Raw genomic sequence first — 25,181 nt, forward strand, 5'->3', positions numbered from 1 at the left:
TTGAACACCCAAGAACAGTAAATACCACTACTATGCGTGCTGACTTATATTTAACAGCTATCTCTAAGCTTATCAATGTTATACTGGCTTACGCCATGGATAAGCCTGAATATATTAGAAGTATCAGCAAACTTCTTAAAATAGCAGCTTAATTAACATATCCACAATTACATTTAAACTTACATGCTGCGCATACCTTTTTATCAAAAGGCTTTTTGTTGTACCTTTTTTTTGAACAGTTTCAAGTGAATTTTTAAAAGTTATCCACATTTTTATTTTTTAAATTCTGCAATCATCTATATAAGTATGTGTATATTCTATCACATATTTTTTCAATAGAAGCAAAATAATATTATAAAAGCAGTTCATAAATAAAAATTGTAGACATTATGAAAAATATAATTAATTTTCTGAAAAATAGTTGAAATGTACTGAAAATAGGGGTATTATGCAAATGTAGGATGATTTTTGGTTACTTACTAAAGGATAGGAGGAAATTTTATGTTAACTCTATATGCAGTATCAGATTCAATAGGTGAAACGGCTGAATTAGTTGCAAAGGCATCAGCTAATCAATTTAGAGGAAATATTCAAGTTAAAAGAGTGCCTTATGTAAAAACAGCTGAGGATGTTAATGAATTCATTAATGGTATAGAAGATCCTCAAAATTCTGCAGTTGTCTCAACCCTGGTATTAGTTGATGTCAGAGAATTTTTAGTACAAAGATGTATAGAAAAAGGAATAAATATAATTAATATATTAGGTCCTTGTGTAAGTACTTTATCAAGAATGCTTGGAAAACAACCTGAGTATACTCCAGGTGCTGTTTGGAAAATGGACGAAGAGTATTATAAAAAAATTGAGGCTATGGAATTCGCAATGCAATATGATGATAGTAAGAACCACAGTGGTATAAAACATGCAGATGTTGTATTAATTGGTCTTTCAAGAACTTCAAAAACACCTTTATGCATGTATTTAGCTAATAAAGGAATAAAGGCACTAAATATTCCGTTGATGCCTGAAGTACCTGTACCAGAAGATTTATTTGAAATTGATAAAAAGAAGATTATTGGACTTACTATAGATCCCATAGAACTTATGGAAATTAGAAAGCATAGATTAAGTAAAATTAGAAATTATAAAGAAATTGAGTATGCAAATGCAGAAAGAGTATTCGATGAAATTGAATATGCTGAAAGAATAATGAGAAGAGCACGTTGTAAAATTGTAGATGTAACTAAGAGAGCTATCGAGGATACTGCTTTAATAATAATGAATTCTATAGGTTATGGTTCCGACAAAAAGTAGCAAATACAAAGAAAAATTAAGGCTAATAATAAAAAAAAAATAAAAAAATAAAAAAAAATATAAAAAAAGTGTTGACTCTTGATCAAAATTACGGTATCATATTCTTCGTCGGGTAACGAAATGCGAAACAAGCTCGCAGGGATGTTAAACGAAAGATAAACATGGCTCCTTGGTCAAGCGGTCAAGACACCACCCTTTCACGGTGGTAACAGGGGTTCGATTCCCCTAGGAGTCACCATTAGTTTATGGGCGCATAGCTCAGCTGGGAGAGCACCTGCCTTACAAGCAGGGGGTCACAGGTTCGAGCCCTGTTGTGCCCACCATAAACAATTTGGCCTAGTGGCTCAGTTGGTTAGAGTACCGGCCTGTCACGCCGGGGGTCGAGGGTTCGAGTCCCTTCTAGGTCGCCACATAAGCTGGCATGGCTCAACTGGTAGAGCAACTGACTTGTAATCAGTAGGTTCCGGGTTCAAGTCCTGGTGCCAGCACCATTTAAATAATAAATTTTATAATTTGGCTCCTTGGTCAAGCGGTCAAGACACCACCCTTTCACGGTGGTAACAGGGGTTCGATTCCCCTAGGAGTCACCATTAGTTTATGGGCGCATAGCTCAGCTGGGAGAGCACCTGCCTTACAAGCAGGGGGTCACAGGTTCGAGCCCTGTTGTGCCCACCATAAACAATTTGGCCTAGTGGCTCAGTTGGTTAGAGTACCGGCCTGTCACGCCGGGGGTCGAGGGTTCGAGTCCCTTCTAGGTCGCCACATAAGCTGGCATGGCTCAACTGGTAGAGCAACTGACTTGTAATCAGTAGGTTCCGGGTTCAAGTCCTGGTGCCAGCACCAAAAAACCTTAAGTATTAAGCTTAAGGTTTTTTTTATATTCAAAAATAATAACTTTAATATGAAAATCAAAGCCTAAAGATACAGCTATGTATTTTTAGGCTTATTTTTGGTTAGCTTTCAGTTTAATAGTAGTATATCTTTTCCTACCACCTAACAATAGTATTAGAATTGTTAGTCATGAGGTAAATTTACAACTTTTTTACAAGTTACATAAATTCCATATACATTTTCAATTTATACTTTAATAGAAGTATGATGGTAAGGAGGAAATAGATGATACATTATCAAAAAAAAATATTTGTTATTTTAGCTATTTTACTACCATTATTAGATTTCAGGTGTCTATATGGCACTAAAATAGACAAGCAAATCATAGAAAAATATAAATATATACCTGGAAGTTATGAAAACATATCTATACTTAAGGAATTGAATCAAAAAGCTAAAAACTATTGCAGCCAGGGATTTTATATGGAAATCCATTATACGGACAAATATGATAGTAATTATGATTATATAGAAAAAATATATTTTCAAGATGGAAATTCACGTAAAGAATTATATGATGTGAATAAAAATAAATTTAAAAAAGTAAGTATTTATGATAAAAAGGAAGATATGTTTTACGAATATAATGCAGATAAAGATGAATTGCAGAGTATTGAAAACTTTACTGAAAAGCATAATGGAGTTTATCCTTATAAGAATGGATATTTTCAAGAGGATAATAATGTAAGTTTGGGTAACATGGAGTATGTAAATTATAAAGGGAAAAAAATTCTTCAGTCAGAAACTATAATAAATTTAACAGGAAAGCGTTTTGAATCTAAATACTGGTATGATAATGAAACAGGAATCATATTAAAGGCAGAGGAAAAGCATATTCAGGACAATAAAGTATTAGTATATAAATGTATTGATTATACTATGAGATCTAATGTTAAATTTGATAAAGAGTTATTTAAATTTGATGAAAAAAGAGATATTAGAATGTAAAGAAAATTGATATAAATATGGCAAAAACTGTGGGAGGGCGCAAAGTATTATAATAGGACTTTGCGTTTTTTATACTCCTTGTTTTTGAAAATATTCTTTTGATTATATTTAAAAACTTTTCATTCTGCTCAGATTTATCTTAACTCTAATATCTTCACCATAGAATTTGCATAAAGTAAAATTACCAAAGAGTCTTGAGGTTATTCTTTCAGAATATGTCTTTGAAAGGCCTTCAATAGTATAATTTGTAGAAATAATCATCTTTTTGCCTTTTAACAGCTTTGTATTTAGAAGATTGAATAACTCTGTTTTGGAAAAATTATTTATTTGTTCGGTACCTAAATCATCAATTACTAAAAGGTCACAGTCTACAAGCAAACCTTCTAGATCCTGATTATTCTCCAAACGTATTTCTCTAAGATTTTTAATCAGTTCTTCAGCAGTTTTATAAATTACTAAATATCCTCTATCCAATAATTCTTTTGCTATGCAGTTAGTTAAAAAAGTTTTACCTGTACCAGAGTTTCCATAAAACAATAAATTATCCTTTGAGTGTGAGAAGGTTTCTATAAAATACATACTAATTTTTACTATTTCTTCTATATTCTTTCTTGGACTTTTCATATTATCATTGGTACGATTTGAAGAATAATAATTGTATTTAAAGTTATTGAAATTATTATTTTTCAATAACTGGCTAAGTTCTGAATCCTTATAATATAGCTTAACAAGCTTTGGTTTATAGCATGCACAACGTGTTGTTCCAATAAACCCTGTGTCCTTACATTTTTTACATCTATATTGTAAATTTAGATAATCCATATCATAGCCGTGAGAAACTAAGAATTCAGATTTTTGTATTCTTAAATCGGTTATTTGTTCTTTTAAGTTTTTTAGAAATTCTTCACGGTTTTCTATAGACTTAAAAGAACTTGTAGCTAATTGTACACAGAGTGTATTTATTTTTTTATCTAACTCAGAAAGCAAAGGAAATTTATCGTAAATTTCCTTTCTTCTGTTTTTCAATGCTTTTTCTTCATAGGTTCTAATGTTATCGTACATTTTTAATATTTCAGCTTGATAGCCTTTAATCATTGTTATCCCATCCTAATAATTTTTTTTCTAAGTCATCGTAATCGTAAGAACGCTGCTCATAATTGTTGAAGGTATCTTTATTAGTATTTCCATAAAAACTATTTTTTTTGAAATTTGTTTTTGTTTTATCTTTCTTTTCTATATCTTCAAGGGTTTTAATATTACTCTTAAACCAATTATTTAAAATAGCATCAATATATTTAAAGTCAGCTTTGTTTATTCTCTCAAAGCATATATCACAAGCTTTATATATTACTTCTAAAGGAAATTTATACACATTCAGCCACTTTTCAAGAAGCTGCTCCTGAGGTTTCATTACTTCATTGGTTTGTACTCCAAGATATTTTAATATCTTTTTAATATTTAGCCATTTGTCCTCATGTTTCTTTATAAAAACCTGAGCATCGTCGATAGTTCGTATTTTAGCATCGTGCCATGCAATGGCTATCTGTTCTATATATCTATAATCAGTTTTACCTTTTGATACACTATATTGAATCAAAAGAAGAATTATTTCAGGAGTATAGTTATAATCTTTTTGCCAGCTTAGATACATAGTCATTTCTTTACTGGACAAAGGTCTTCCAAGAAGTTTTTCTATATCTTCCATCATATCTTTTATGGAGGTGTTTTCTAATTTTGAAACAAGGCTTAAATTGTCTTCAGCTAACTCTTCATCTGTTAACTTATTCAAATTTAAAAATTCTATAGAGTAATTACCCATAGAATCAATTTGAGTCATTTTGATTACGCCCATATGGTTCCAATAAATCCATGCATCTATAATTTCATTTTCAGTTAAATTTAGAACTGATTCTATACTTGTGGAATTTATACCTAGTTCACCAGATAAACAATATCTAAGGCCCAAAAGATATATTTTAATATATTCTCCTTTAGCCTCAATCATATATTTATCTATAAATATATTACTGACCAGTGTATATTCTGAATCCTTATGTTTGAACATGAATGTACTCATGTAATCGCTACCTTTCTTTAAATACTATATATAGTATTTGTGATGTTTAATTATAACAAAATATAGGATTTTACTCAATCTTATATTGAATTGTTAGTTGCTGAATCAATCTTCACTTTATATTATATACAATAGTGAAGATTAATTAAACGTGAAAATGTATACAGAAAATTAATAATATTCGGAGAAATATATGGGAATGTTATTAAGTGTGTGTATAGTTTTATTTTCAATATAAACCTAATGCCTGTGAAATTAACAAAAAGTTTAAACATTTTAAGTTTACTGATAAATTTACATATAGTAAGATACATATTGAATACAAGTTTTTGACTTTAAGGGGGCGTATGGAAAAATCATAATGAACAACATCAATATAAAGGTTGAAGCTTTATAAGTAATGGAGTGCACCAAAACATTGCTAAATGCATAAAGAGTTGACAGAGTAATATTTTTCAGATATACTTTGATTGTCAAAATATTTGACAATCGAAATAAATGCTTGAATTTTAAAACTAAATATTTGATAGAAATGGTGATATAGTGAATAAGTCCATAAAAGATATTGTAAATGAATTATTGGTAGATATCTTTGATGATATATTGGCCATAGAACAAACAGCACTTAAATCTGGTAAGTTAAGTGATTTAACAGTAACTGAAATTCACACTATAGAAACTATAGGTATGTATGTACCAAGAACTATGTCAGAAGTAGCTGCTGATTTGGATATAACAGTAGGAACTCTCACAACGGCCATTAACAATTTGGTTAAAAAAGGTTATGTGGAAAGAAAGAGAGACGATAAGGACAGAAGAGTAGTAAAAATTACTTTGACTAAAAGGGGTAAACTGGCATATAGAGTACATGAAAAGTTCCATTCAGATATGGTTAAGGCCACTATTAAAGGATTATCGGAAGAAGAAGAAAAACTATTAGCTTGTGCATTAGCAAAGCTAAATGAGTTTTTTAGGTCTGAATACAATATAAAGAATGATAAAAAAAGGGAAAAGGAATAATGCTATGTATGAAGTTAAAATTATAGGTACTGGGAGCTATGTACCGGAAAATGTTGTTACAAATGACGATATAGCGCAATTTGTAGATACCAATGATAAATGGATAAGTGAAAGAACAGGTATCAAGGAAAGAAGAATTTCTAAAGATGAAAACACGTCTACTATTGCAATAAATGCCGCTAAAATAGCTTTAGAAAATTCAAATATAAAACCGGAAGAGTTGGATTTAATTATACTTGCAACTGCAACTCAAGATTACTTTTTTCCTTCAACAGCTTGTCTTGTTCAAAAGGAGCTTAGAGCTGTGAATGCTACTTGTTTTGATATTTCAGCTGCTTGCACAGGATTTATTTATGCAGTTAATACTGCAACACAGTTTATAAAAACTGGTCAAGCAAAAACAGCACTAGTTATAGGAGCTGAAGTTTTATCAAAAATAATGGATTGGAGCGATAGAAATACCTGTGTTCTGTTTGGTGATGCGGCAGGTGCTGCTGTACTTCAAAGAAGCGATGAAAAAGGTATTATATCAGTTTTTACTGGTTCAGACGGGACTCGTGGTGAATTTTTAGCCTGCTCTGCTGTTCCATTAAATAATATATTTAATGGAAGAGAAGACGTTAATGAAAACAAAATAACTATGAATGGCAGAGAGATTTTTAAATTCGCTACTAAGATAATGAAGCATTGCATAGGTGAGGTTTTAAAAAATACAGAGTACAGTTTAGAAGATATAAAATATATAGTTCCTCATCAGGCAAATATTAGAATAATTGAGTATACTGCTAAAAAATTAAATATGGATATAAATAAGTTTTATGTTAATCTAGATAAATATGGAAACACTTCTGGTGCAAGTATACCAGTTGCATTAGATGAAATGGTTCAAAAAGGACTACTGAATAAAGGTGATAAGATTATTATGGTTGGTTTTGGCGGAGGAGTTACCTACGGAGCAGAGCTAATTGAATGGTAGTCTTAAAATGTAAACAAATAATTTAAAATAAATAATTTAAAATAAATAATTTAATTTTAGGAGGATTTTATTATGACATTTGAAAAGATTAGAAAGGTTATAGCAGAACACTTAGATATGAAGGAAGGAGAAATTTCTCTAACATCAACTTTCGCTGATGATTTAGGAATTGATTCATTAGATATATTTGAAATAGTTATGGAACTTGAAGATGAGTTTGAAATGGAAATCCCTTCTGAAGATCTTGAAGGTATGAACAAAGTTCAAGATTTAGTTACTTACATAGATTCAAAAAATGAATAATTTTAAGGAATAACTATTATTATATAGACTGCTTTTATGTCAGCAGTCTTATTTTATAGGAGTAATAGGAGAGGATAGTATGAGTAATATGGATTTATTTAAAAAATTAGGAATAAAATATCCAATAATTCAAGGGGCAATGGCATGGATAGCAGATAGTTCACTGGCGGCGGCGGTATCAAATGCAGGAGGACTTGGAATTATTGCTGGAGGAACTGCACCTGTAGAATATATCAGAGATGAAATAAGAAAAGCTAAAGAACTTACGGATAAACCATTTGGAGTAAATATAATGCTTTTAAGCCCAAATGCAGAAGAGGTTGCTAAGCTTGTTTGTGAAGAAGGCGTAAAGGTAGTGACAACTGGAGCAGGAAGTCCAGGGAAATATATGGAAATGTGGAAGGCACATGGCATTACAGTTATACCAGTAGTAGCTTCTGTGGCTTTAGCAAGAAGAATGGAAAAGAGTGGAGCGGACGCAGTTATAGCAGAAGGTTGTGAAGCAGGAGGACATATTGGGGAGCTTACAACTATGACATTAATACCTCAAGTTGTAGACGCAGTAAATATTCCTGTTATCGCTGCTGGTGGTATTGCAGATGGACGTGGAATTGCAGCAGTATTTATGCTTGGTGCTAGTGGAGTTCAAGTAGGAACAAGATTTTTAGTTGCACACGAATGTACTGTGCATCAAAATTATAAGAATAAGGTTTTAAAGGCTAAAGACATTGATACTATGGTTACTGGGAGATTAACAGGGCATCCAGTTAGAGTTTTAAGAAATAAATTATCTAGAAAATTCAAGGAAATGGAAAGAGACTTAACTGATTTTGAAGAATTTGAAAGATTAGGAGTTGGAGCCCTAAGAAAAGCAGTAAAAGAGGGTGACATAGAAATGGGTTCAATTATGTCTGGTCAAATAGCAGGACTTGTTAAAAAAGAGCAAAGCTGCAAAGAGATAATTGAAGAGATGTTTGAAGAAGCTAAGAAACTAGGAGGTTACCATGAGTAAAATTGCATTTTTATTTTCAGGACAGGGAGCTCAGTATGTAGGAATGGGTAAAGAGTTATATGAAAGTTATCCTGAATGTAAAGAAGTTTATGAAAAAGCTGATGAGTCCTTAGGATTTTCTATAAGTGGGTTATGTTTTGAAGGAAGTAAAGAAGAATTAGATAAAACAGAGAATACTCAACCTGCTATTGTAACAACTAGCATAGCTTTACTTAAAGCTTTAGAAAAACATGGAATTAAGGCTGATGTTACTGCAGGACTTAGTCTTGGAGAGTATTCTGCCCTAGTATATAGCGGAGTTTTAAATTTTGAAGATGCTGTTAAGCTTGTTAAAAAAAGAGGGAAATATATGCAGGAAGCAGTACCGGAAGGCGTAGGTACTATGGCAGCAGTTTTAGGATTGGATAATAAAAAGATAAAAGAAGCATGTGAAGCTGTGTCAGGGGAAGGAATAGTGGAAGTAGCCAATTTCAACTGTCCTGGGCAAATAGTTATTGCTGGGGAAATAAAGGCTGTTGAAGCTGCTTGTGAAAAAGCAAAAGAACTTGGGGCAAAAAGAACAATGCTTCTTTCAGTTAGTGCGCCTTTTCACACTACTATGTTAGAACCGGCTGGAATTAAGCTTTATGAGGAATTAAAAGATATAGAACTAAATGATATTAAAGTTCCTGTTTTAACAAATGTTACTGGAGACTATATCAATGATGTTAGTGAAATAAAGGAACTTTTAAAGAAACAGGTTATGAGTTCAGTAATGTGGGAAGATACTATAAGAAACATGATTAATGACGGTATAGATACTTTCATTGAGATAGGACCAGGAAAGGTACTAAGTGGATTTGTGAAAAAGATAGATAGAAAAGTTAATATATTAAACGTAGAAGATTTAAAATCTCTTAATAAAACAATAGAAGCTTTAAAGCAAGAGTAAAAATCTCAAAAGAATTAAGGTTCGTTTTATTAATAACTGTAGACTTGTAAAGCAGGAGGATTAATATGGATAATAAAATACTTATGGGTAAAAATGCGGTAGTTACAGGAGCAAGTAGAGGATTAGGAAGAGCTATAGCCTTGAAACTTGCTGAGCTTGGAGCAAATGTAATTTTAAATTATAGAAGTAGTGCAAATTCAGTAGAAGAAGTAGTAAAAGCCATTGAAGAAAAAGGTGTTAAAGCTTTAGCGGTTCAAGGAGATGTAAGCAGCTTTGAAGACGCTAAAAATATTATAGATGCAGCTGTTAAGAATTTTGGAAGTATAGATATTTTAGTTAACAATGCAGGAATAACAAAAGATGGATTGCTTATGAGAATGAAAGAAGAAGATTTTGATAATGTTATAGAAGTAAACCTTAAAGGTGTATTCAACTGTACAAGACATGCAGTTCCTATAATGATGAAACAGAGAAGCGGAAGAATTATTAATATTTCTTCAGTTGTTGGTATTGCAGGAAACGCAGGGCAAGCAAATTATGCTGCTGCAAAGGCTGGAATAATTGGATTTACAAAGTCTACAGCAAAAGAAATTGCATCAAGAGGAATAACGGTAAATGCCATAGCACCAGGATTTATTCAAACTGATATGACAGATGTTTTATCAGATAAGGTTAAAGAAACTATAATGACTAGTATTCCATTAAAGAAACTTGGTGAGCCAGAAGATGTGGCAGAAACTACAGCTTTCTTAGCATCACCAGCAGCAAAATATATAACTGGTCAAGTTATTAGCGTAGATGGCGGAATGCACATGTAAGAATCAATTTAAAGTTGATAATTGAAAATTGATAGTGAATGAATATTTTCTGCTTTATTAGAAAATATTTGATACCGAAAATAATATAAAAATGGATTGATTACTAGGTATTATTAAAAAAGGAGTGAAAATAAGTGAAAAATAGAGTAGTTATTACAGGTATAGGAGCTATTACTCCTATTGGAAATAATGCAAAGGATTTTTGGAATGGTATTAAAGAAGGTAAATGTGGAATTGATGAAATAACTGCTTTTGATACAGCAGATTATAAGGCTAAATTGGCTGCTGAGGTTAAAGGTTTTAAAGTTGAAGATCACATTGATAAAAGAGAAGCAAGAAGAATGGATAAATATTGTCAATTTGCTGTGGTAGCTGCTGATGAAGCTGTAAAGGATGCAGAGCTTAATATAGAAGAAGTAGATTCAGAAAGATTTGGAGTTATGGTTGGTTCAGGAATTGGTGGAATAGCAACTATAGAAGAACAGCATAAAAAGCTTATGGAAAAAGGACCTAAGAGAATATCACCATTCTTTATACCTATGATTATAAGTAATATGGCAGCAGGTAATATAGCAATAAAGTTTGGAGCAAAGGGAATTTGTACTACAGTAGTTACAGCTTGTGCTACAGGTACTCATTCTATTGGTGAAGCTTTTCACAATATTCGCAGTGGAATGTCAGATGTAATTATTGCAGGAGGCAGTGAATCTTCAATTACTCCTTTATCAGTAGCAGGATTTGATTCGCTTACAGCATTAAGTACAAGTACAGATCCAAAGAGAGCTTCAATACCATTTGATAAAGAACGTGATGGATTTGTTATGGGAGAAGGAGCAGGAATAGTAGTAATGGAATCTCTTGAGCATGCCCTAAAGAGAAATGCAAAAATATATGCAGAAGTAGTAGGATATGGAGCAACTTGTGATGCATATCATATTACATCACCGGCACCAGATGGTGAAGGCGCTGCAAGAGCTATGAAACTTGCTATTAAAGATGCAGATATAAAGGAAGAAGAAATTTCTTATATTAATGCGCATGGAACAAGTACACCATATAACGATAAATTTGAAACAGCAGCAATTAAAGGTGTATTTGGTGAAAAGGCTTATGAAATTCCAATAAGTTCAACAAAATCGATGACAGGACATTTACTTGGAGCGGCAGGTGCTATAGAAGCAATTGTTTGTGCTAAAGCTCTAGAAGAAGGATTTGTGCCGCCAACTGTAGGACTTACTGAAAAAGATGAAGAATGTGATTTAGATTATGTTCCAGGTGTGGGAAGAGAACAAAAGTTAAAATATGTACTTTCTAACTCTTTAGGATTTGGTGGTCATAATGCAGTTATAGTATTAAAAAAATGGAATGAGAGGTAGAGTTATGGATTACAAAAACATTCAAGAATTAATAAAGACTATGAGTGATTCTAAACTTTCTTCTTTAGAAATAGAAGCAGAAGGTATTTCCATAAGAATGAGAAAGGGAGAAGAAACTCCTGGAGTAGTGGTTTGCAGAGAAAAAGAGATGATAGAAAAACCACAACAAGTTGTAAATAAAGTTGTAGAAGAAATAAGCTTGGAAAGTTCAGTTATAGAAAAAGCAGAGGAAGAATTACTAAAAACTGCGGTGAATGATAATACAGTAACTGTAAATTCACCAATTGTAGGAACATTTTATAGTGCAGCTTCACCTGATGCTGAACCTTATGTAAAAAAAGGAAGCAAGGTTAAAAAAGGAGATGCGCTTTGTATAGTGGAAGCAATGAAGCTTATGAATGAAATAGAGGCAGAATACGATTGTGAGATTGTAGAAGTATTAGTAAACAATGAAGAAATGATTGAATACGGTCAACCGATGTTCAAGGTAGTTAAGCTTTAAAAGGAGAGATAGTTATGTCATTAGGAATAAAAGAAATTCAAGAGATTTTACCACATAGATATCCTTTTTTACTTGTAGATAAAATAGAAGAGATAGAAGAGGGTAAAAAAGCAGTTGGATATAAGAATGTTACTATGAATGAGTATTTTTTCCAAGGGCATTTTCCAGAAGAACCTGTTATGCCTGGAGTTCTAATAGTAGAAGCTCTTGCACAAGTAGGTGCAGTTGCACTTTTGAGTAAGGAAGAATATAAAGGCAGGATAGCTTATTTTGGCGGAATAAATAAAGCTAAATTCAGACGTAAGGTTGTTCCAGGAGATGTTATTAAGTTAGAAGTAGAAATGATAAAGATGAAAGGCCCTGCTGGAGTTGCCAAAGGCATTGCTACAGTAAATGGAGAAAAAGCCTGTGAAGCTGAAATGATGTTTGCAGTAGGAAAGTAGAAAGAATTTTGGTACGCTGGAATTCTTGAGAGTAGGTGATAGTATGTTCAATAAGATTTTAATTGCTAATCGTGGTGAGATTGCGATTAGAGTAATCAGAGCTTGTAGAGAACTAGGAATACAGACAGTAGCAGTCTATTCAGAAGTAGATAGAGAAGCTCTTCATGTTCAAATGGCTGATGAAGCAGTTTGTATAGGACCAGCAAAAAGTAGAGATAGCTATTTAAATATGGAAAACATAATTAGTGCAACAGTTCTTACTGGGGCACAAGCTATACATCCTGGCTTTGGATTCTTATCTGAAAATAGTAAGTTTGCACAGATGTGTAAGGAATGTAATATTACATTTATAGGACCTGATGCTGAAACTATTGAAAGTATGGGAAATAAATCAAAAGCAAGAGAAATAATGATACAATCTGGAGTTCCTGTAATTCCAGGTACAGAAGGCAGTATAGGCACTGTGGAAGAGGCGTTAGAAGAAGCAGATAGAATAGGTTATCCTGTAATGGTTAAAGCTTCTGCTGGCGGCGGCGGAAGAGGAATAAGAATTGTAAGATTAAAAGAAGAGCTAAAAAAAGCTTTCGAAACAGCAAAAAATGAGGCAAAAGTTGCTTTTGGTGACGATACTATGTATATGGAAAAATTCATAGAAAAGCCTCGTCATATAGAATTTCAAATTTTAGCAGATAGTTATGGAAATGTGATTCATCTTGGAGAGAGAGATTGTTCTGTTCAAAGAAGAAATCAAAAGGTTTTAGAAGAGGCACCTTGTGCTGTAATGACCGAAGAGTTTAGAAAAAAAATGGGAGAAGTTGCAGTTAAAGCTGCTAAAGCTGTTAACTATAAAAGCACAGGAACTATAGAGTTTTTAGTGGATAAAAACTTTGATTTTTACTTTATGGAAATGAACACAAGAATACAAGTAGAACATCCAATTACAGAGATGATAACTGGTGTTGATTTAATAAAAGAGCAAATAAAAATTGCAGCAGGTGAAAAAATAGAGATAAGTCAAGAAGATATTAAACTAAATGGTCATGCCATAGAGTGTAGAATTAATGCTGAAAATCCTAGTAAAGGATTTATGCCTTCACCAGGAACTATTAAAATTACTCACTTGCCTGGAGGAAATGGAGTAAGAATAGATAGTGCTATATATCAAGGATACAAAATTCCTCCTACTTATGATTCCATGGTTGCAAAGTTGATAGTACATGGTCAAGACAGAGAAGAAGCTATAAATAAAATGAGAAGAGCACTTGAAGAATTTATTGTTGAAGGTATAGATACTAATATAGATTTCCAGTTCAGAATATTAAGCAATGAAGATTTTATAAAAGGATATTATGATACTGGTTTTATTCAGAACAACGAAAGTACGTTGTTTTAAGGTAGGTGAAATATATGTTTAAGTTTAAGCCGGTTTTCAAGAAAACTAAATATATAACTATTAAAAATGCTGTGGATAAGTCCGAACAGCAAGAAGAAAAAACACCTAATATTCCAAATGGCATGTGGATAAAGTGTGATAAGTGTGGGAAAGTTCTATACAAAAAAGACTTGGAAGAAAATGTGAAGGTATGTGACTCATGTGGGAAGTATTTCAGAATGAATGCCAGGGAAAGAATAGAGTTATTAATTGATACAGGAACCTTTAGGGAATTAGATACTGATATTAAAACAGTTAATCCCTTAGATTTTGAAGGATATGAAGAGAAAATCAGAAAAAGCCAAGAAGCAGCAGAACTTGATGAAGCGGTTGTCACAGGGTTTGGAAAAATATTTGGTAAAGATGTTGTAATAGGAGTTATGGATAGTAATTTTATGATGGGAAGTATGGGATCAGTAGTTGGGGAGAAGATAACTAGAGCTATAGAAATAGCTACTGAAAATAGACTTCCTGTGATTATGTGTACAGCTTCAGGTGGTGCCAGAATGCAGGAGGGTATGTTTTCTTTACTGCAGATGGCAAAGACTAGTGCTGCAATCGGCAGACATAGTGAAGAAGGTCTTTTATATATACCAATACTTACTGACCCAACAACAGGTGGAGTTATAGCAAGCTTTGCTATGCTTGGAGATATAATAATATCGGAACCGGGTACATTAATAGGATTTGCGGGTAGAAGAGTTATTGAACAGACAATAAAACAAAAGCTTCCAGAAGACTTTCAAAGTGCAGAATTTTTACTAGAACATGGATTTTTAGATAAGATAGTTGAAAGAAAAGAACTTAAAAAAACATTATATAAAATCATAGATATGCACTAGAAAGCGAGGTGTTAATACGTGTTAGAATGTGAAAAGAAAATACAGGAGCTTACTAGTAAAATAGAAGAATTAATTGAGTTTTCCAAGGAAAAAGAAGTTGATTTATCTTTTGAAATAAATAGATTAGAGGGAAAGCTAAAGGAACTAAAGAAAGAAGCATACGAAAGCTTGACTCCACTAGATAAGCTTACTTTATCTAGAATGTTAGAACGTCCAACGACGATTGATTATATAGAAAGAGTTTTTGATTCTTTTATAGAATTTCATGGAGATAGACAATTTAAGGATGACCCAGCTATTATAGGAGGTATTGCAAAATTAAACGGAATGCCTGTTACGGTTATTGGACAGCAGAAGGGTAGAAATATAAAAGAAAATGTTAAGAGAAATTTTGGAATGCCAAATCCAGAAGGTTATAGAAAAGCACTTCGACTTATGAAACAGGCAGAAAAGTTTAAAAGACCTGTAATATGTTTTATAGATACCCCAGGAGCATTTCCAGGTATGGGAGCAGAAGAAAGAGGTCAAGCAGAAGCTATTGCAAGAAACTTAATGGAAATGGCACATTTAAAAACTCCTATTATTTGTATAGTTATAGGAGAAGGTGGAAGTGGTGGAGCCCTTGCATTATCCGTAGGAGACGAGATATGGATGCTTGAACACTCAGTATATTCAGTGCTTTCTCCAGAAGGTTTTGCCAGTATTCTTTGGAAAGATGGTTCTAGAGTTAAAGAAGCAGCTGCAATTATGAGAATTACAGCGCAGGATATAAAGGGATTTGGAATTATAGATAAAGTTATAGAAGAACCAGAAGGTGGAGCCCACAAAAATATGGATGAAATTGCACAGACTATTAAGGAATACTTGCTGAAGGTTCCTTTTGAAGAAAGAATACAAAACATTAAACAGACTGTTGAAAAAAGATACGAAAAGTATAGAAATATTGGAGAGTTTATTGAATAATATAAGAATGTTGCGAAGCAACATTCTTATATTCCCCAGTCGCCAATCACCAATCCCCAGCGTAAAGAAAAAAAATAAAAACAATTAAGAACAATTAGATAAAAATAAATTAAAATAGACTTAAAGATAGATTATATCTACTTTAAGTCTATTTTGCTTTATTTTAATTTTAGTTTTGCATTAGCAAAACGTCATTGTCTGGGGACTGGAGATTGGCGACTGGTGAGTAGAATAAAATTGCTTCACAATTTTATTCTAAGCCGCAGCATGAGTATGTTTTTCACTGTAAGCCAGTTTTAAAAGTACAGGTGTTATAAGAGTGGTTACAATAACTACTACTATTATTGGACCGAAGTACTGTTTGTTAAGAAGTCCTAGTGCTACACCTTTGTTTGCAACGATAAGTGCAACTTCACCTCTTGAAATCATACCTACACCAATTTGCAGAGATTCATTACTGCTATATCCGCATAATTTAGCACCTAATCCACACCCTACTATTTTAGCTAATATTGATATGACTATTAATATTAAAGTAAATATAAGCATAGAAGAATCAGTACAGTTTATAGTCATATTTATTCCGATGCTTGCAAAGAATATTGGCGATAATAATAAAAACGAGAGCGTGTCCATTTTCTTCTTAACATAATCACAACAAAAAGTATTTGATATAACTACACCAGCTATATAAGCACCGGTAATGTCTGCTACACTAAAATACCGTTCAGCTATAAAAGCCATAATAAGGCAGAAAGAAAAGCCGAATAAAGGAATTCTATGTTTTGGACCGAAATGTTTACTAAGAGCTGAAAAGAAATGTCTAAATAAAAGACCGCTGATTACTGAAATTAAGAAGAAGGCTGCTATTTTAAATAATACAATACTTAAGTGTTGAGAGGAATCTGTTGAACTAGTTACAAATGTTAGTATTATAATGCCCAAGATATCGTCAATGATGGCTGCACCTAATATAGCGGTTCCTGAACTTGTCTTGAATTTACCTAATTCTTGAAGGGTTTCTACAGTAATACTAACAGAAGTAGCCGTTAATACAACTCCAATGAATATATTTTCAAGCAATTTTTTATTGCTTAAATTTAGAATACTTCCATTATTATTGAAAAAGCTGGCGATTATAAATCCTCCTATTAAAGGAATAATTACTCCAATAAGAGCAATTATAAAGGAGGCTTTTCCGCATTTTTTTAATTCATTAAAGTCCGTCTCAAGTCCAGCTTGGAACATCAGCACAATTACACCAAGCTCCGATAGCTTTGCAATAAAGTCTGTTTCATGTACTATTCCCAAAATAGATGGACCTAATATAATACCCGCCAGTAAAGCACCGACCACTTGAGGCATTTGAATTTTTCTTGTAAACAGACCTAACAGCTTTGTGCTTAGCAAAATAATTGATAAATCTAGTAGAAAGTGAACTGAAAGCATAAGATATTTACCTCCTTGACAAATTTGTGTGTTATTAGTGATAAAATACTAAAAATGAAATAAATGTAAAACAATATTAATTATTATACCAAATATGTAAAAAAATAACCACAAAAAAATGTTGCATAAATATAAAGTTGAATGTATAATAATACACGAATGATAAAATATTTAGGGGGAAATATTAATGTTGAAGAATAAAAAAATGAAAGCAGTTATTTTTTCAATGATTTTATGTATTACTGCTGGTTTTGTGGGATGCGGTCAAAAGCCTGCAGATACACAAGCAAATAGCAAACAAGCAGAAGATAAAGCAAACGAAGGATCTGGAAAGCTTGCTGAAATAAAGAAAGCTGGAAAGTTAGTTCTTGGAACTTGTCCCGATTATGCACCATATGAATTCCACAAAAAGATAGATGGAAAAGATACAATTGTAGGTTTTGATATTGAAATAGCAAAAGAAATAGCTAAAGACTTAGGTGTTGAACTTGAAATTAGAGATATGGCATTTGAAGGGTTAATACCTTCTCTTAAAACTGGAAAGGTTGATATTTTAATATCAGGAATGACACCTACTCCAGAAAGAGCAAAAGAAGTTGATTTTTCAAAAGTATATTATAAAGCAGTTCAATCTGTAATGATTAGAACTGAGGATACGGATAAATATAAGAATGTAGATAATTTAACAGGTAAGAAAATAGGAGCACAAAAAGCTTCAGTTCAAGATAAAATTGCAAAAAAAGAAATAAAAAATGCTAATATAGTTTCACTTGGAAAGGTTACAGATTTAATACTTTCACTTAAAACTAAAAGATCAGATGCAATAATTGTAGAAGAGCCTGTTGCAAAAGCTTATGTAGGTAAGAATAAAGATTTAATGATAACTGGTATTAAAGTAGGTAGTCCAGATGAAGGCTCAGCAATAGCTGTTCAAAAAGATAGTAAAGACTTTGTTGATGCTGTAAACAAGACTATAGATAGATTAGTATCAGAAGGGAATATAGAACAATTTGTTACAAAAGCAAATGAAATGGTTGAATAAATAAAATGTATAAAAGTTACAAAAGATAATGATAATATATCATTATCTTTTGTTTGGGTAAGGATATAACTGTTTTTTTACAATGGGAGGAATATTTAATGAGCTTTGGATATCTATCAGAATACATTGGTTTTTTTATAAATGGAGCAGGAATTACAGTGTTTTTATCATTGTTTACTGTAGTTTTAGGAGCAGTTTTTGGAACTGGATTTGCGCTAATGAAGCTTTCAAAAAGTGTAATTTTAAAAGGAATTTCATCAGTTTTTATAGAAATAGTAAGAGGAACACCTCTATTTGTACAATTATTTATTCTTTATTATGGTCTTCCATTAATGGGAATAAATATACCGGAAATAAGTGCCTTTGGAATGAATTTTACTGACTTTATAGCAGGTATTTTAGCTTTAACAATAAATAGTACTGCTTATGTAGCAGAAATTATAAGAGGTGGAATAGAATCAATTGAAAAAGGACAGATGGAAGCAGCAAGATCTTTAGGATTTTCTCACAATATGTCTATGAAATATATAGTGATACCTCAAGCAATAAAAAATATATTACCAGCTTTAGGGAATGAATTTATTACAGTAATTAAGGAGTCTTCTATTGTTTCTATAATAGGTATACATGAGATAATGTTTAATGCACAAGTGGTGTCAGGAACAACATTTGAACCTATAAGTCCATATGTTTTTGCTGCTGCAATGTATTTTGTTTTAACATTTAGTTTATCAAAATTATTAGGAAGAATTGAAAGGAAGATGAAGATTAGTGATTAAGGTAAATAATTTACATAAAAAATTTGAAGATATACATGTTTTAAAAGGTGTAGATGCCCATATAAAAAAAGGTGAAGTTGTAGTTGTTATAGGGCCTTCAGGTTCAGGAAAGAGTACATTTTTAAGATGTCTAAATCTTTTAGAGGAACCAACAGAAGGAGAAATAGTTTTTGAAGGACAAATTTTAACAGAAAAAGGAATAGATATAAATAAATTAAGAGAAAAAATGGGAATGGTTTTTCAACAATTTAATCTTTTCCCACATCTAAGCATTTTAGATAATATAACTTTAGCACCAATAAAGGTTAAAAATATGCCAAAAGAAAAGGCGGAAAAAATTGCTCTTAACTTATTAGAAAGAGTAGGACTTAAAGAAAAGGCAAATGCATATCCAAAACAGCTTTCAGGCGGTCAAAAGCAAAGAATAGCAATAGCAAGAGCTCTTGCTATGTCGCCAGATGTAATGCTTTTTGATGAACCAACTTCAGCTTTAGATCCTGAAATGGTTGGAGAAGTTTTAGAAGTTATGAAAGAGCTTGCAAAAGAAGGAATGACAATGGTTGTTGTAACTCACGAAATGGGATTTGCTAGAGAAGTTGGAGATAGAGTATTCTTTATGGATGGGGGAGTTATAGCAGAAGAAGGAACGCCACAAGAAATATTTAGTAATCCTAAAAATCCTAGAACTAAGGACTTCTTAAGTAAAGTTTTATAATAAAGAAGCAGAAAAAAACTAAATAAAGTGAAAATAAGCTTAGAAATTTAGAATAGTACATAAATTTCTAAGCTTTTTATTTTATAGAGTTTATTTCTTAAAATATTATTCATTATAGTAAAGCTTTGTTGGAGTTTTTTCATAAATTGATCATTGAGTAATGAATACTGATAATTGTAATATATATATAGTAGTATCAATTATTTTAAAGGGCGTATATGTTAAAAAATATTATTGAAAGAGATTTAATGAGAGATTCTAATTTAAACTACGATAGGGAGGAGGCAAAAAATTATGCTGAAAACTATGCATTAACTCCAAATAAAAAGGAATATCCTTATTTTCCAGAGGATGATTGTACCAATTTTGTATCACAGGTTTTAAATGCAGGGGGACTTGAAGAAGATGGTACTGAATGGACAGATTTTGAGTCCTGGTTTTGCAACATTACAGATGACAATGAGTTCACCAATATTTCTATGACATGGATATATGCACGTTATTTTAGAAAACATTGGAGCAATGAAGGAGGGATAGGAAGAAATAGAGCTTTTGCAACTGCCAAAATTACTGTTCAACAGGCATTAGATAATTTTGAAAGGTTATACTCTATATTAAAAGAGGGAGATATAATACAATATGGAGATCACAATAATAAGGATGTACCATACCATGCTCAAGTTATACATGACAAAGGTTTTAATTGGAAAATAAACAGCTACGATATCTTTATGGCTCAGCATACACCAAATAGTTTATATGTCTCTCTTTATAGATATCTCAGTAAATTAGAAGATAAAGAGAGAAAGGTAATTTATATTTATAAAATTAAAGATGATTAAAGGAATATGAAAACCCAAACTATTAACGTGATGTTATAGTTTGGGTTGTATACTTATTTATTAAGATTATTTTTTACATTGTCATAGAAATTGGCCAAAGACAAGCCAATGTAAGGATTTAGCCACAGTGCACCAATTCCAAAGGTTAGTGCACTTAGAATTACCCATCCTATGAAGCTTAAATATAAACAGAATAGTTTCCATTTATAGCCATACATCATTTTTTTACTGGATTCTATTGCTTCCATTGCGGTCAATTCAGGATTATCATTTAGAATGTAAAAGGCTTGAGAGTAACTTAATGCTGCAATTATTCCAGGAACTACAAGGAGAATGCTCCATAAAGTAACAAATAAACTAATAAGTATTTGTAAAACCATAGCCGTAGTAAAGTTTTTAAAACCGTCAAATATAACTTCTATATCTGTGCTATTATGCCTTTTAAGATTAATAGAGAATTTTGCAATACCTAAACTCATAGGACCTGCAATCAAAATAGAAATTATGGGTCCTACATAAGGTATAGTTGAGGGAAGAGCTGAAATAATAGCAAATATAAGATATGCTAAAACTGCATGCATCCAATTTCCTCTTAAATTCATTCTGACATTAGCACGTAGTTCATAGTTAGATACAGGAGGTTCTTTGTCGTAAAACATAAAAAATCATCCTTTCTTTAATTATTAAATGGGTTTATTTATTGTTAATTTTCAACTGCAGCATAGGTATATCTAATGTATAATTATGTTTGTTATAAATTATGAATACGTTATAATTAATGTGAAAATAAAATTATGTTGAAAGGCTAATATTATGGGGAATAATACTATTAAAATTTCAGTGAGAAGCTTAGTGGAATTTGTACTTCGCTCTGGAGATCTAGTATCTACTTTTGTAGGTAGTACAAGAAATACAGATGCTATAAAAGCTCATCAGAAAATACAAAAATCTGCACCTGAAGAGTATAAGCCAGAGGTTACACTTTCTTATATTGTAGAAAAAGAAGATATAATCCTACAGATAACTGGTCGAGCAGATGGGATAATTGAGTATGAAGATAATGTCATAATAGATGAAATAAAAACTACAACAACTCCTTTAGAGTTTGTTGAAGAGGATTATAATGAAATTCACTGGGCACAAGCTAAGTGTTATGCTTATATATATTCAAAAGAAAAAGAAATTAATACTATAGATGTTCAACTTACTTATTATCAGATGGATACAAATGAAATAAAGAGATTTCTTAAAAGTTATACATTTAATGAGCTGCAAGAATTTTTCCATGACATAGTACAAAGATATTTACATTGGGCAAGAATACTAAGGAATAATTATAAGATTAGAGATGAATCTATAAAAAACTTACAATTCCCCTTTAAAGAATATAGAGAAGGACAAAGAAAACTTGCTGTTTCTGTTTATAAAACTATAGAAGAAGGCAAGAGTATTTTTGCTCAGGCTCCCACAGGAATAGGTAAAACAGCAGCGGCACTTTTTCCAAGTATCAAAGCAGTAAGGGAAGGACATACCTCAAAAATATTCTATTTAACAGCAAAAACCATAACAAGAACTGCTGCAGAGAAAGCTTTAAATAATATGAGAGGCAGTGGGCTTGAATTAAAGAGTGTTACTCTTACGGCTAAAGACAAAATATGTTTTAGACCTGAAGAAAGCTGTGATCCTGAAAAATGTGAATTCGCAAAGGGGCATTTTGACAGGAAAAATAAAGCTGTGGAGGATATTTTTAAAGAACAGGAATTTTCAAGAGATATAATTGAAAAATATGCTCAGAAGCATAAAATCTGTCCTTTTGAATTTTCATTAGATTTAGCTAACTATGCTGATTGCGTAATATGTGACTATAATTATGTTTTTGATCCTAGAGTTCATTTAAAAAGATTTTTTACAGAAGGAGGTACTGATTCTGTCTTCTTGGTAGATGAGGCTCATAATTTGGTTGATAGAGGGAGAGAAATGTTTTCCTCGGAACTCAGCAAAAAAGAGATTTTAAATTTAAAGAAGCTTACTAAAGATGAAGCTTCAGAGGTTTCAAAAAAGCTTAATAAAATCAATTCTTCTATGGTTAGTTTTAAAAAGATGTGTGAAGAGAACAATAATCAGTATATACAAAAAGAAGCACCAGAAGAGATTGTTTTTTTATTGAGTGATTTTATTTACTATACTGAAAAGTGGCTTTTAGAAAATAAAAACAATGAAGTCAGCTTCAAGGATGAGCTTTTGGATTTTTATTTTAAAGTTTTAGCTTTTATAAGAACCTATGAAGAGTATGATGATAGATATATAACCTATGCAGAAAAAACTTACGAAGATGTAAAGCTTAAAATGTTTTGCTTAGATCCTTCATATCTTTTAAGAGAAGCGATGAAGAGAGGAAAAGCAACAATCTTGTTTTCAGCTACCCTAATGCCTATGCATTATTTTATAGATATTTTAGGTGGTGATAAAGAGTCCTACCGAATGAAACTTAAATCACCTTTTAAAAAAGAAAATTTATGTCTTATGGTGGATGACAAAGTATCAACCAAATATACTATGCGAGAATTTACATATGATAGAGTAGTTGAGGATATTGAAAGTATGATAAAGGGAAGAAAAGGCAACTATATTGTGTTTTTCCCATCCTATAAATATATGAATGAAGTATATGTTAGATTTTGTGATAAGAACTTAGAAATAAATACAATATGTCAGGAAATTGGTATGACTGAAGAAGAAAGGGAAAATTTCTTACAGAGGTTTTCTGAAGAGAACAATGAAACTTTAGTAGGTTTTGCAGTTATGGGAGGAATTTTTTCAGAAGGAATTGATTTAACAGGAGACAGACTGATAGGAACTATAATTGTTGGAGTTGGATTGCCACAAATATGTTTGGAAAGAAATATCATAAGTGATTATTTTAAAAAGAGGAATGGTAAGGGTTTTGAGTATGCTTATATGTATCCTGGAATGAATAAAGTCATGCAGGCAGCAGGAAGAGTTATCCGTACGGAGGAAGATAAGGGTGTAGTTTTGTTGATAGACGAAAGATTTTCCCATTCAAGTTATAGAGAGATATTTCCTAGGGAATGGAATCACGGGGTAAGAACCAATGGTATGAAGAATATACGAGGAATTATAGAGGGATTTTGGAAAGTGTAATAAAGTTAAAGAGTATAAGGAAGTTTAGAATTATTAGGGGTGAACCGTATCATAAGTAGTCGCAAACTTTTTCTTGTAATTAAGAGCCTCAACTTCTTGAGGCTCAAAATATAATTTTATTTTATCTATTTTTCTATCTCTTGCACTTTTGCCATTAGTTACTGAAATACTTTCTATTATAGATTTTAATAATATTTTTTTCTTTTCTAAATTTGCTTTTTCAAATAATTTTAAAAAGTTTTCTAAAATAGTTTTAATCATTTTAGGCTGTATTTTGAATTGGGTATTAATATTATTTAATTCATTTTTAAAAGTATCTATTTTATTTTGAATTTCATCTTTCCGTTCGTTTAGCACACCATTCATTTGTATTAATGAAATTTTTTCTGATTTATTTAATTTAAAGTTATTTTTATATTGATTTAGGTTAGATTCTATTTCTACGTTTATTTCTTTATATTCTTTATTTAAAGCTTTAATATTATTTTCCAAAGACGATGTATCTGTTGTACAATTTGTTTCTACTTTTTTAATTATTACATTTAGTATTTCTTTAGAAAGAACAATTTGATTTATTTTATCTAAAACATACGTTTCGGCAATACCAGCATTCACTAAATTTGACTTACATACATTACTACCTTTGTTGAAGAAGTTGGAACACTGATAATAACGATAGTATTCACCAACCTTACCTTTTTTAGCTGTCCTATGAAAAATCATCGCTGAGCCACAGACAGGGCATTTAACTAATCCTGACAGAAGAAAGTTTCCTTCATAGACCTTTTGAATTTTATTTCCCCTAATCTTTCTTATCTCTTGAGCTTTTGACCATACATCTTTGCTTATTAAATGAAAAGGTTGTTTGGAAGTAATATAATTATAGAATTTAAAATAATTACAATGAATGAAATAATAAAAAATAGATTAATAGAAGATTTAAACAAAAAAGGAATAAATGCAAGAACTAAAGAAAAAAGAAAGGATAGTTACTTTATAGAGATGTTAAGAGAAAATGGACTAAATGAGATTGATTTTGAAAAAATGAATATAAAAGTATTAAGTTATGATATAGAATAAATTAAAAACAGATAGCCAAATTAAAATGGTCCCCGTGTCAAGGACATTATAAAAAAAGGGATTAAGCAACATTTAAAAGATGATTTCTAAATTGTTTAGGAGTCATCTTTTTTAATCCCCATTGACATCTATGGTTATTATAGTAATCTATGTAATCATCGACTTTATTAATCACATCTTCTAATGTAGAGCATGATTTGAAATCCACCTCATCCTTCATATGACCAAAGAAAGATTCTTGTGGTGCATTGTCCCAACAGTTACCAC

26 protein-coding genes and 8 tRNA genes are annotated in these 25,181 nt (G+C 31.6%); 28 read left to right on the plus strand and 6 right to left on the minus strand.

What is annotated here, in order from left to right; all coding sequences use genetic code 11:
* Positions 1–501: 501 nt before the first annotated feature.
* The 10 genes from OIO11_RS00410 (at position 502) to OIO11_RS00455 (ending at position 3,150) form a co-directional block, all read left to right on the plus strand.
* Positions 502–1,311 (plus strand): pyruvate, water dikinase regulatory protein, encoded by an 810-nt coding sequence (locus OIO11_RS00410; RefSeq protein ID WP_268069357.1) that lies wholly within the window; start codon positions 502–504, stop codon positions 1,309–1,311.
* Positions 1,312–1,474: 163 nt separating this feature from the next.
* Positions 1,475–1,549: transfer RNA gene (locus OIO11_RS00415), tRNA-Glu, on the plus strand.
* A 9-nt stretch (positions 1,550–1,558) separates the two neighbouring features.
* Positions 1,559–1,634 (plus strand) — tRNA-Val (locus tag OIO11_RS00420).
* Between the two features lie 10 nt (positions 1,635–1,644).
* Positions 1,645–1,721: transfer RNA gene (locus OIO11_RS00425), tRNA-Asp, on the plus strand.
* A gap of 5 nt (positions 1,722–1,726) precedes the next feature.
* Positions 1,727–1,802 (plus strand) — tRNA-Thr (locus OIO11_RS00430).
* 24 nt (positions 1,803–1,826) lie between these two features.
* A tRNA-Glu gene (locus tag OIO11_RS00435) sits at positions 1,827–1,901 on the plus strand.
* A gap of 9 nt (positions 1,902–1,910) precedes the next feature.
* A tRNA-Val gene (locus OIO11_RS00440) sits at positions 1,911–1,986 on the plus strand.
* A gap of 10 nt (positions 1,987–1,996) precedes the next feature.
* A tRNA-Asp gene (locus OIO11_RS00445) sits at positions 1,997–2,073 on the plus strand.
* Positions 2,074–2,078: 5 nt separating this feature from the next.
* Positions 2,079–2,154, plus strand: a tRNA-Thr gene (locus OIO11_RS00450).
* Between the two features lie 273 nt (positions 2,155–2,427).
* Positions 2,428–3,150: a hypothetical protein gene (locus OIO11_RS00455; protein ID WP_268069358.1), complete on the plus strand. Its 723-nt coding sequence runs from the start codon at positions 2,428–2,430 to the stop codon at positions 3,148–3,150.
* Between the two features lie 108 nt (positions 3,151–3,258).
* Here OIO11_RS00455 and OIO11_RS00460 read toward each other — a convergent pair whose 3' ends face one another.
* Positions 3,259–4,245 carry an ATP-binding protein gene (locus OIO11_RS00460; RefSeq protein WP_268069359.1) on the minus strand — a complete coding sequence of 329 codons (987 nt, stop codon included), beginning with the start codon at positions 4,243–4,245 and terminating at the stop codon, positions 3,259–3,261.
* A complete protein-coding gene (locus OIO11_RS00465) occupies positions 4,238–5,227 on the minus strand; it encodes a DnaD domain protein (protein WP_268069360.1) in 990 nt (329 codons plus the stop codon). The genes OIO11_RS00460 and OIO11_RS00465 overlap by 8 nt, the downstream gene beginning before the upstream one ends.
* A gap of 543 nt (positions 5,228–5,770) precedes the next feature.
* Between OIO11_RS00465 and OIO11_RS00470 the strand changes: the two genes are divergently transcribed.
* From OIO11_RS00470 to OIO11_RS00525, 12 genes are all read left to right on the plus strand, one after another.
* On the plus strand, positions 5,771–6,247 hold the full coding sequence (locus tag OIO11_RS00470; RefSeq protein ID WP_268069361.1) for a MarR family winged helix-turn-helix transcriptional regulator: 477 nt from the start codon (positions 5,771–5,773) through the stop codon (positions 6,245–6,247).
* 4 nt (positions 6,248–6,251) lie between these two features.
* Positions 6,252–7,223 (plus strand): beta-ketoacyl-ACP synthase III, encoded by a 972-nt coding sequence (locus OIO11_RS00475; RefSeq protein ID WP_268069381.1) that lies wholly within the window; start codon positions 6,252–6,254, stop codon positions 7,221–7,223.
* A 72-nt stretch (positions 7,224–7,295) separates the two neighbouring features.
* Complete coding sequence (acpP, locus tag OIO11_RS00480; protein WP_268069362.1) at positions 7,296–7,526, plus strand: acyl carrier protein; 231 nt, start codon at positions 7,296–7,298, stop codon at positions 7,524–7,526.
* Between the two features lie 64 nt (positions 7,527–7,590).
* Positions 7,591–8,538: an enoyl-[acyl-carrier-protein] reductase FabK gene (gene fabK / locus OIO11_RS00485; protein ID WP_326497901.1), complete on the plus strand. Its 948-nt coding sequence runs from the start codon at positions 7,591–7,593 to the stop codon at positions 8,536–8,538.
* Positions 8,531–9,469, plus strand: a complete 939-nt coding sequence (fabD, locus tag OIO11_RS00490) for an ACP S-malonyltransferase (protein ID WP_268069364.1) — start codon at positions 8,531–8,533, stop codon at positions 9,467–9,469. Before fabK ends, fabD begins: the two co-directional genes overlap by 8 nt.
* Before the next feature lie 65 nt (positions 9,470–9,534).
* A complete protein-coding gene (gene fabG, locus OIO11_RS00495; protein ID WP_268069365.1) occupies positions 9,535–10,287 on the plus strand; it encodes a 3-oxoacyl-[acyl-carrier-protein] reductase in 753 nt (250 codons plus the stop codon).
* A gap of 134 nt (positions 10,288–10,421) precedes the next feature.
* Positions 10,422–11,663 carry a beta-ketoacyl-ACP synthase II gene (fabF, locus tag OIO11_RS00500; protein WP_268069366.1) on the plus strand — a complete coding sequence of 414 codons (1,242 nt, stop codon included), beginning with the start codon at positions 10,422–10,424 and terminating at the stop codon, positions 11,661–11,663.
* Between the two features lie 4 nt (positions 11,664–11,667).
* The gene (gene accB, locus OIO11_RS00505) at positions 11,668–12,165 is read left to right on the plus strand and encodes an acetyl-CoA carboxylase biotin carboxyl carrier protein (protein ID WP_268069367.1); all 498 of its coding nucleotides are present in this window, start codon (positions 11,668–11,670) and stop codon (positions 12,163–12,165) included.
* A gap of 14 nt (positions 12,166–12,179) precedes the next feature.
* Positions 12,180–12,608, plus strand: a complete 429-nt coding sequence (gene fabZ, locus OIO11_RS00510) for a 3-hydroxyacyl-ACP dehydratase FabZ (protein ID WP_268069368.1) — start codon at positions 12,180–12,182, stop codon at positions 12,606–12,608.
* Positions 12,609–12,651: 43 nt separating this feature from the next.
* The gene (locus OIO11_RS00515) at positions 12,652–14,001 is read left to right on the plus strand and encodes an acetyl-CoA carboxylase biotin carboxylase subunit (protein WP_268069369.1); all 1,350 of its coding nucleotides are present in this window, start codon (positions 12,652–12,654) and stop codon (positions 13,999–14,001) included.
* A 14-nt stretch (positions 14,002–14,015) separates the two neighbouring features.
* Positions 14,016–14,882, plus strand: coding sequence for an acetyl-CoA carboxylase, carboxyltransferase subunit beta (gene accD / locus OIO11_RS00520; protein WP_268069370.1), 867 nt, complete (start codon positions 14,016–14,018; stop codon positions 14,880–14,882).
* A gap of 18 nt (positions 14,883–14,900) precedes the next feature.
* Positions 14,901–15,845 (plus strand): acetyl-CoA carboxylase carboxyltransferase subunit alpha, encoded by a 945-nt coding sequence (locus tag OIO11_RS00525; protein WP_268069371.1) that lies wholly within the window; start codon positions 14,901–14,903, stop codon positions 15,843–15,845.
* Positions 15,846–16,100: 255 nt separating this feature from the next.
* On the opposite strand, the gene OIO11_RS00530 is transcribed toward OIO11_RS00525, so the two are convergent.
* Positions 16,101–17,294, minus strand: a complete 1,194-nt coding sequence (locus tag OIO11_RS00530; RefSeq protein WP_268069372.1) for a cation:proton antiporter — start codon at positions 17,292–17,294, stop codon at positions 16,101–16,103.
* Positions 17,295–17,481: 187 nt separating this feature from the next.
* Between OIO11_RS00530 and OIO11_RS00535 the strand changes: the two genes are divergently transcribed.
* From OIO11_RS00535 to OIO11_RS00550, 4 genes are all read left to right on the plus strand, one after another.
* Positions 17,482–18,336, plus strand: a complete 855-nt coding sequence (locus OIO11_RS00535; protein ID WP_268069373.1) for an ABC transporter substrate-binding protein — start codon at positions 17,482–17,484, stop codon at positions 18,334–18,336.
* A 98-nt stretch (positions 18,337–18,434) separates the two neighbouring features.
* The gene (locus OIO11_RS00540; protein WP_268069374.1) at positions 18,435–19,115 is read left to right on the plus strand and encodes an amino acid ABC transporter permease; all 681 of its coding nucleotides are present in this window, start codon (positions 18,435–18,437) and stop codon (positions 19,113–19,115) included.
* Positions 19,108–19,830, plus strand: a complete 723-nt coding sequence (locus tag OIO11_RS00545) for an amino acid ABC transporter ATP-binding protein (RefSeq protein ID WP_268069375.1) — start codon at positions 19,108–19,110, stop codon at positions 19,828–19,830. The genes OIO11_RS00540 and OIO11_RS00545 overlap by 8 nt, the downstream gene beginning before the upstream one ends.
* Before the next feature lie 218 nt (positions 19,831–20,048).
* Complete coding sequence (locus OIO11_RS00550) at positions 20,049–20,672, plus strand: amidase domain-containing protein (RefSeq protein ID WP_268069376.1); 624 nt, start codon at positions 20,049–20,051, stop codon at positions 20,670–20,672.
* Between the two features lie 53 nt (positions 20,673–20,725).
* Here OIO11_RS00550 and OIO11_RS00555 read toward each other — a convergent pair whose 3' ends face one another.
* Positions 20,726–21,331, minus strand: a complete 606-nt coding sequence (locus OIO11_RS00555) for a DUF975 family protein (RefSeq protein ID WP_268069377.1) — start codon at positions 21,329–21,331, stop codon at positions 20,726–20,728.
* 154 nt (positions 21,332–21,485) lie between these two features.
* Between OIO11_RS00555 and OIO11_RS00560 the strand changes: the two genes are divergently transcribed.
* On the plus strand, positions 21,486–23,834 hold the full coding sequence (locus OIO11_RS00560; RefSeq protein ID WP_268069378.1) for an ATP-dependent DNA helicase: 2,349 nt from the start codon (positions 21,486–21,488) through the stop codon (positions 23,832–23,834).
* 33 nt (positions 23,835–23,867) lie between these two features.
* Here the strand turns inward: OIO11_RS00560 and OIO11_RS00565 are convergent, their stop codons facing one another.
* A complete protein-coding gene (locus tag OIO11_RS00565) occupies positions 23,868–24,758 on the minus strand; it encodes a zinc ribbon domain-containing protein (protein WP_326497902.1) in 891 nt (296 codons plus the stop codon).
* Between OIO11_RS00565 and OIO11_RS00570 the strand changes: the two genes are divergently transcribed.
* Positions 24,687–24,914, plus strand: coding sequence for a hypothetical protein (locus OIO11_RS00570; protein ID WP_268069379.1), 228 nt, complete (start codon positions 24,687–24,689; stop codon positions 24,912–24,914). The genes OIO11_RS00565 and OIO11_RS00570 overlap by 72 nt on opposite strands.
* 61 nt (positions 24,915–24,975) lie before the next feature.
* Here OIO11_RS00570 and OIO11_RS00575 read toward each other — a convergent pair.
* On the minus strand, positions 24,976–25,181 hold a 206-nt coding region (locus OIO11_RS00575), incomplete at its 5' end, for an IS3 family transposase (RefSeq protein ID WP_268069380.1).

It is taken from the genome of Clostridium sp. ZS2-4 (assembly GCF_026719745.1).
In the GTDB taxonomy this organism is placed as follows: domain Bacteria; phylum Bacillota; class Clostridia; order Clostridiales; family Clostridiaceae; genus Clostridium_H.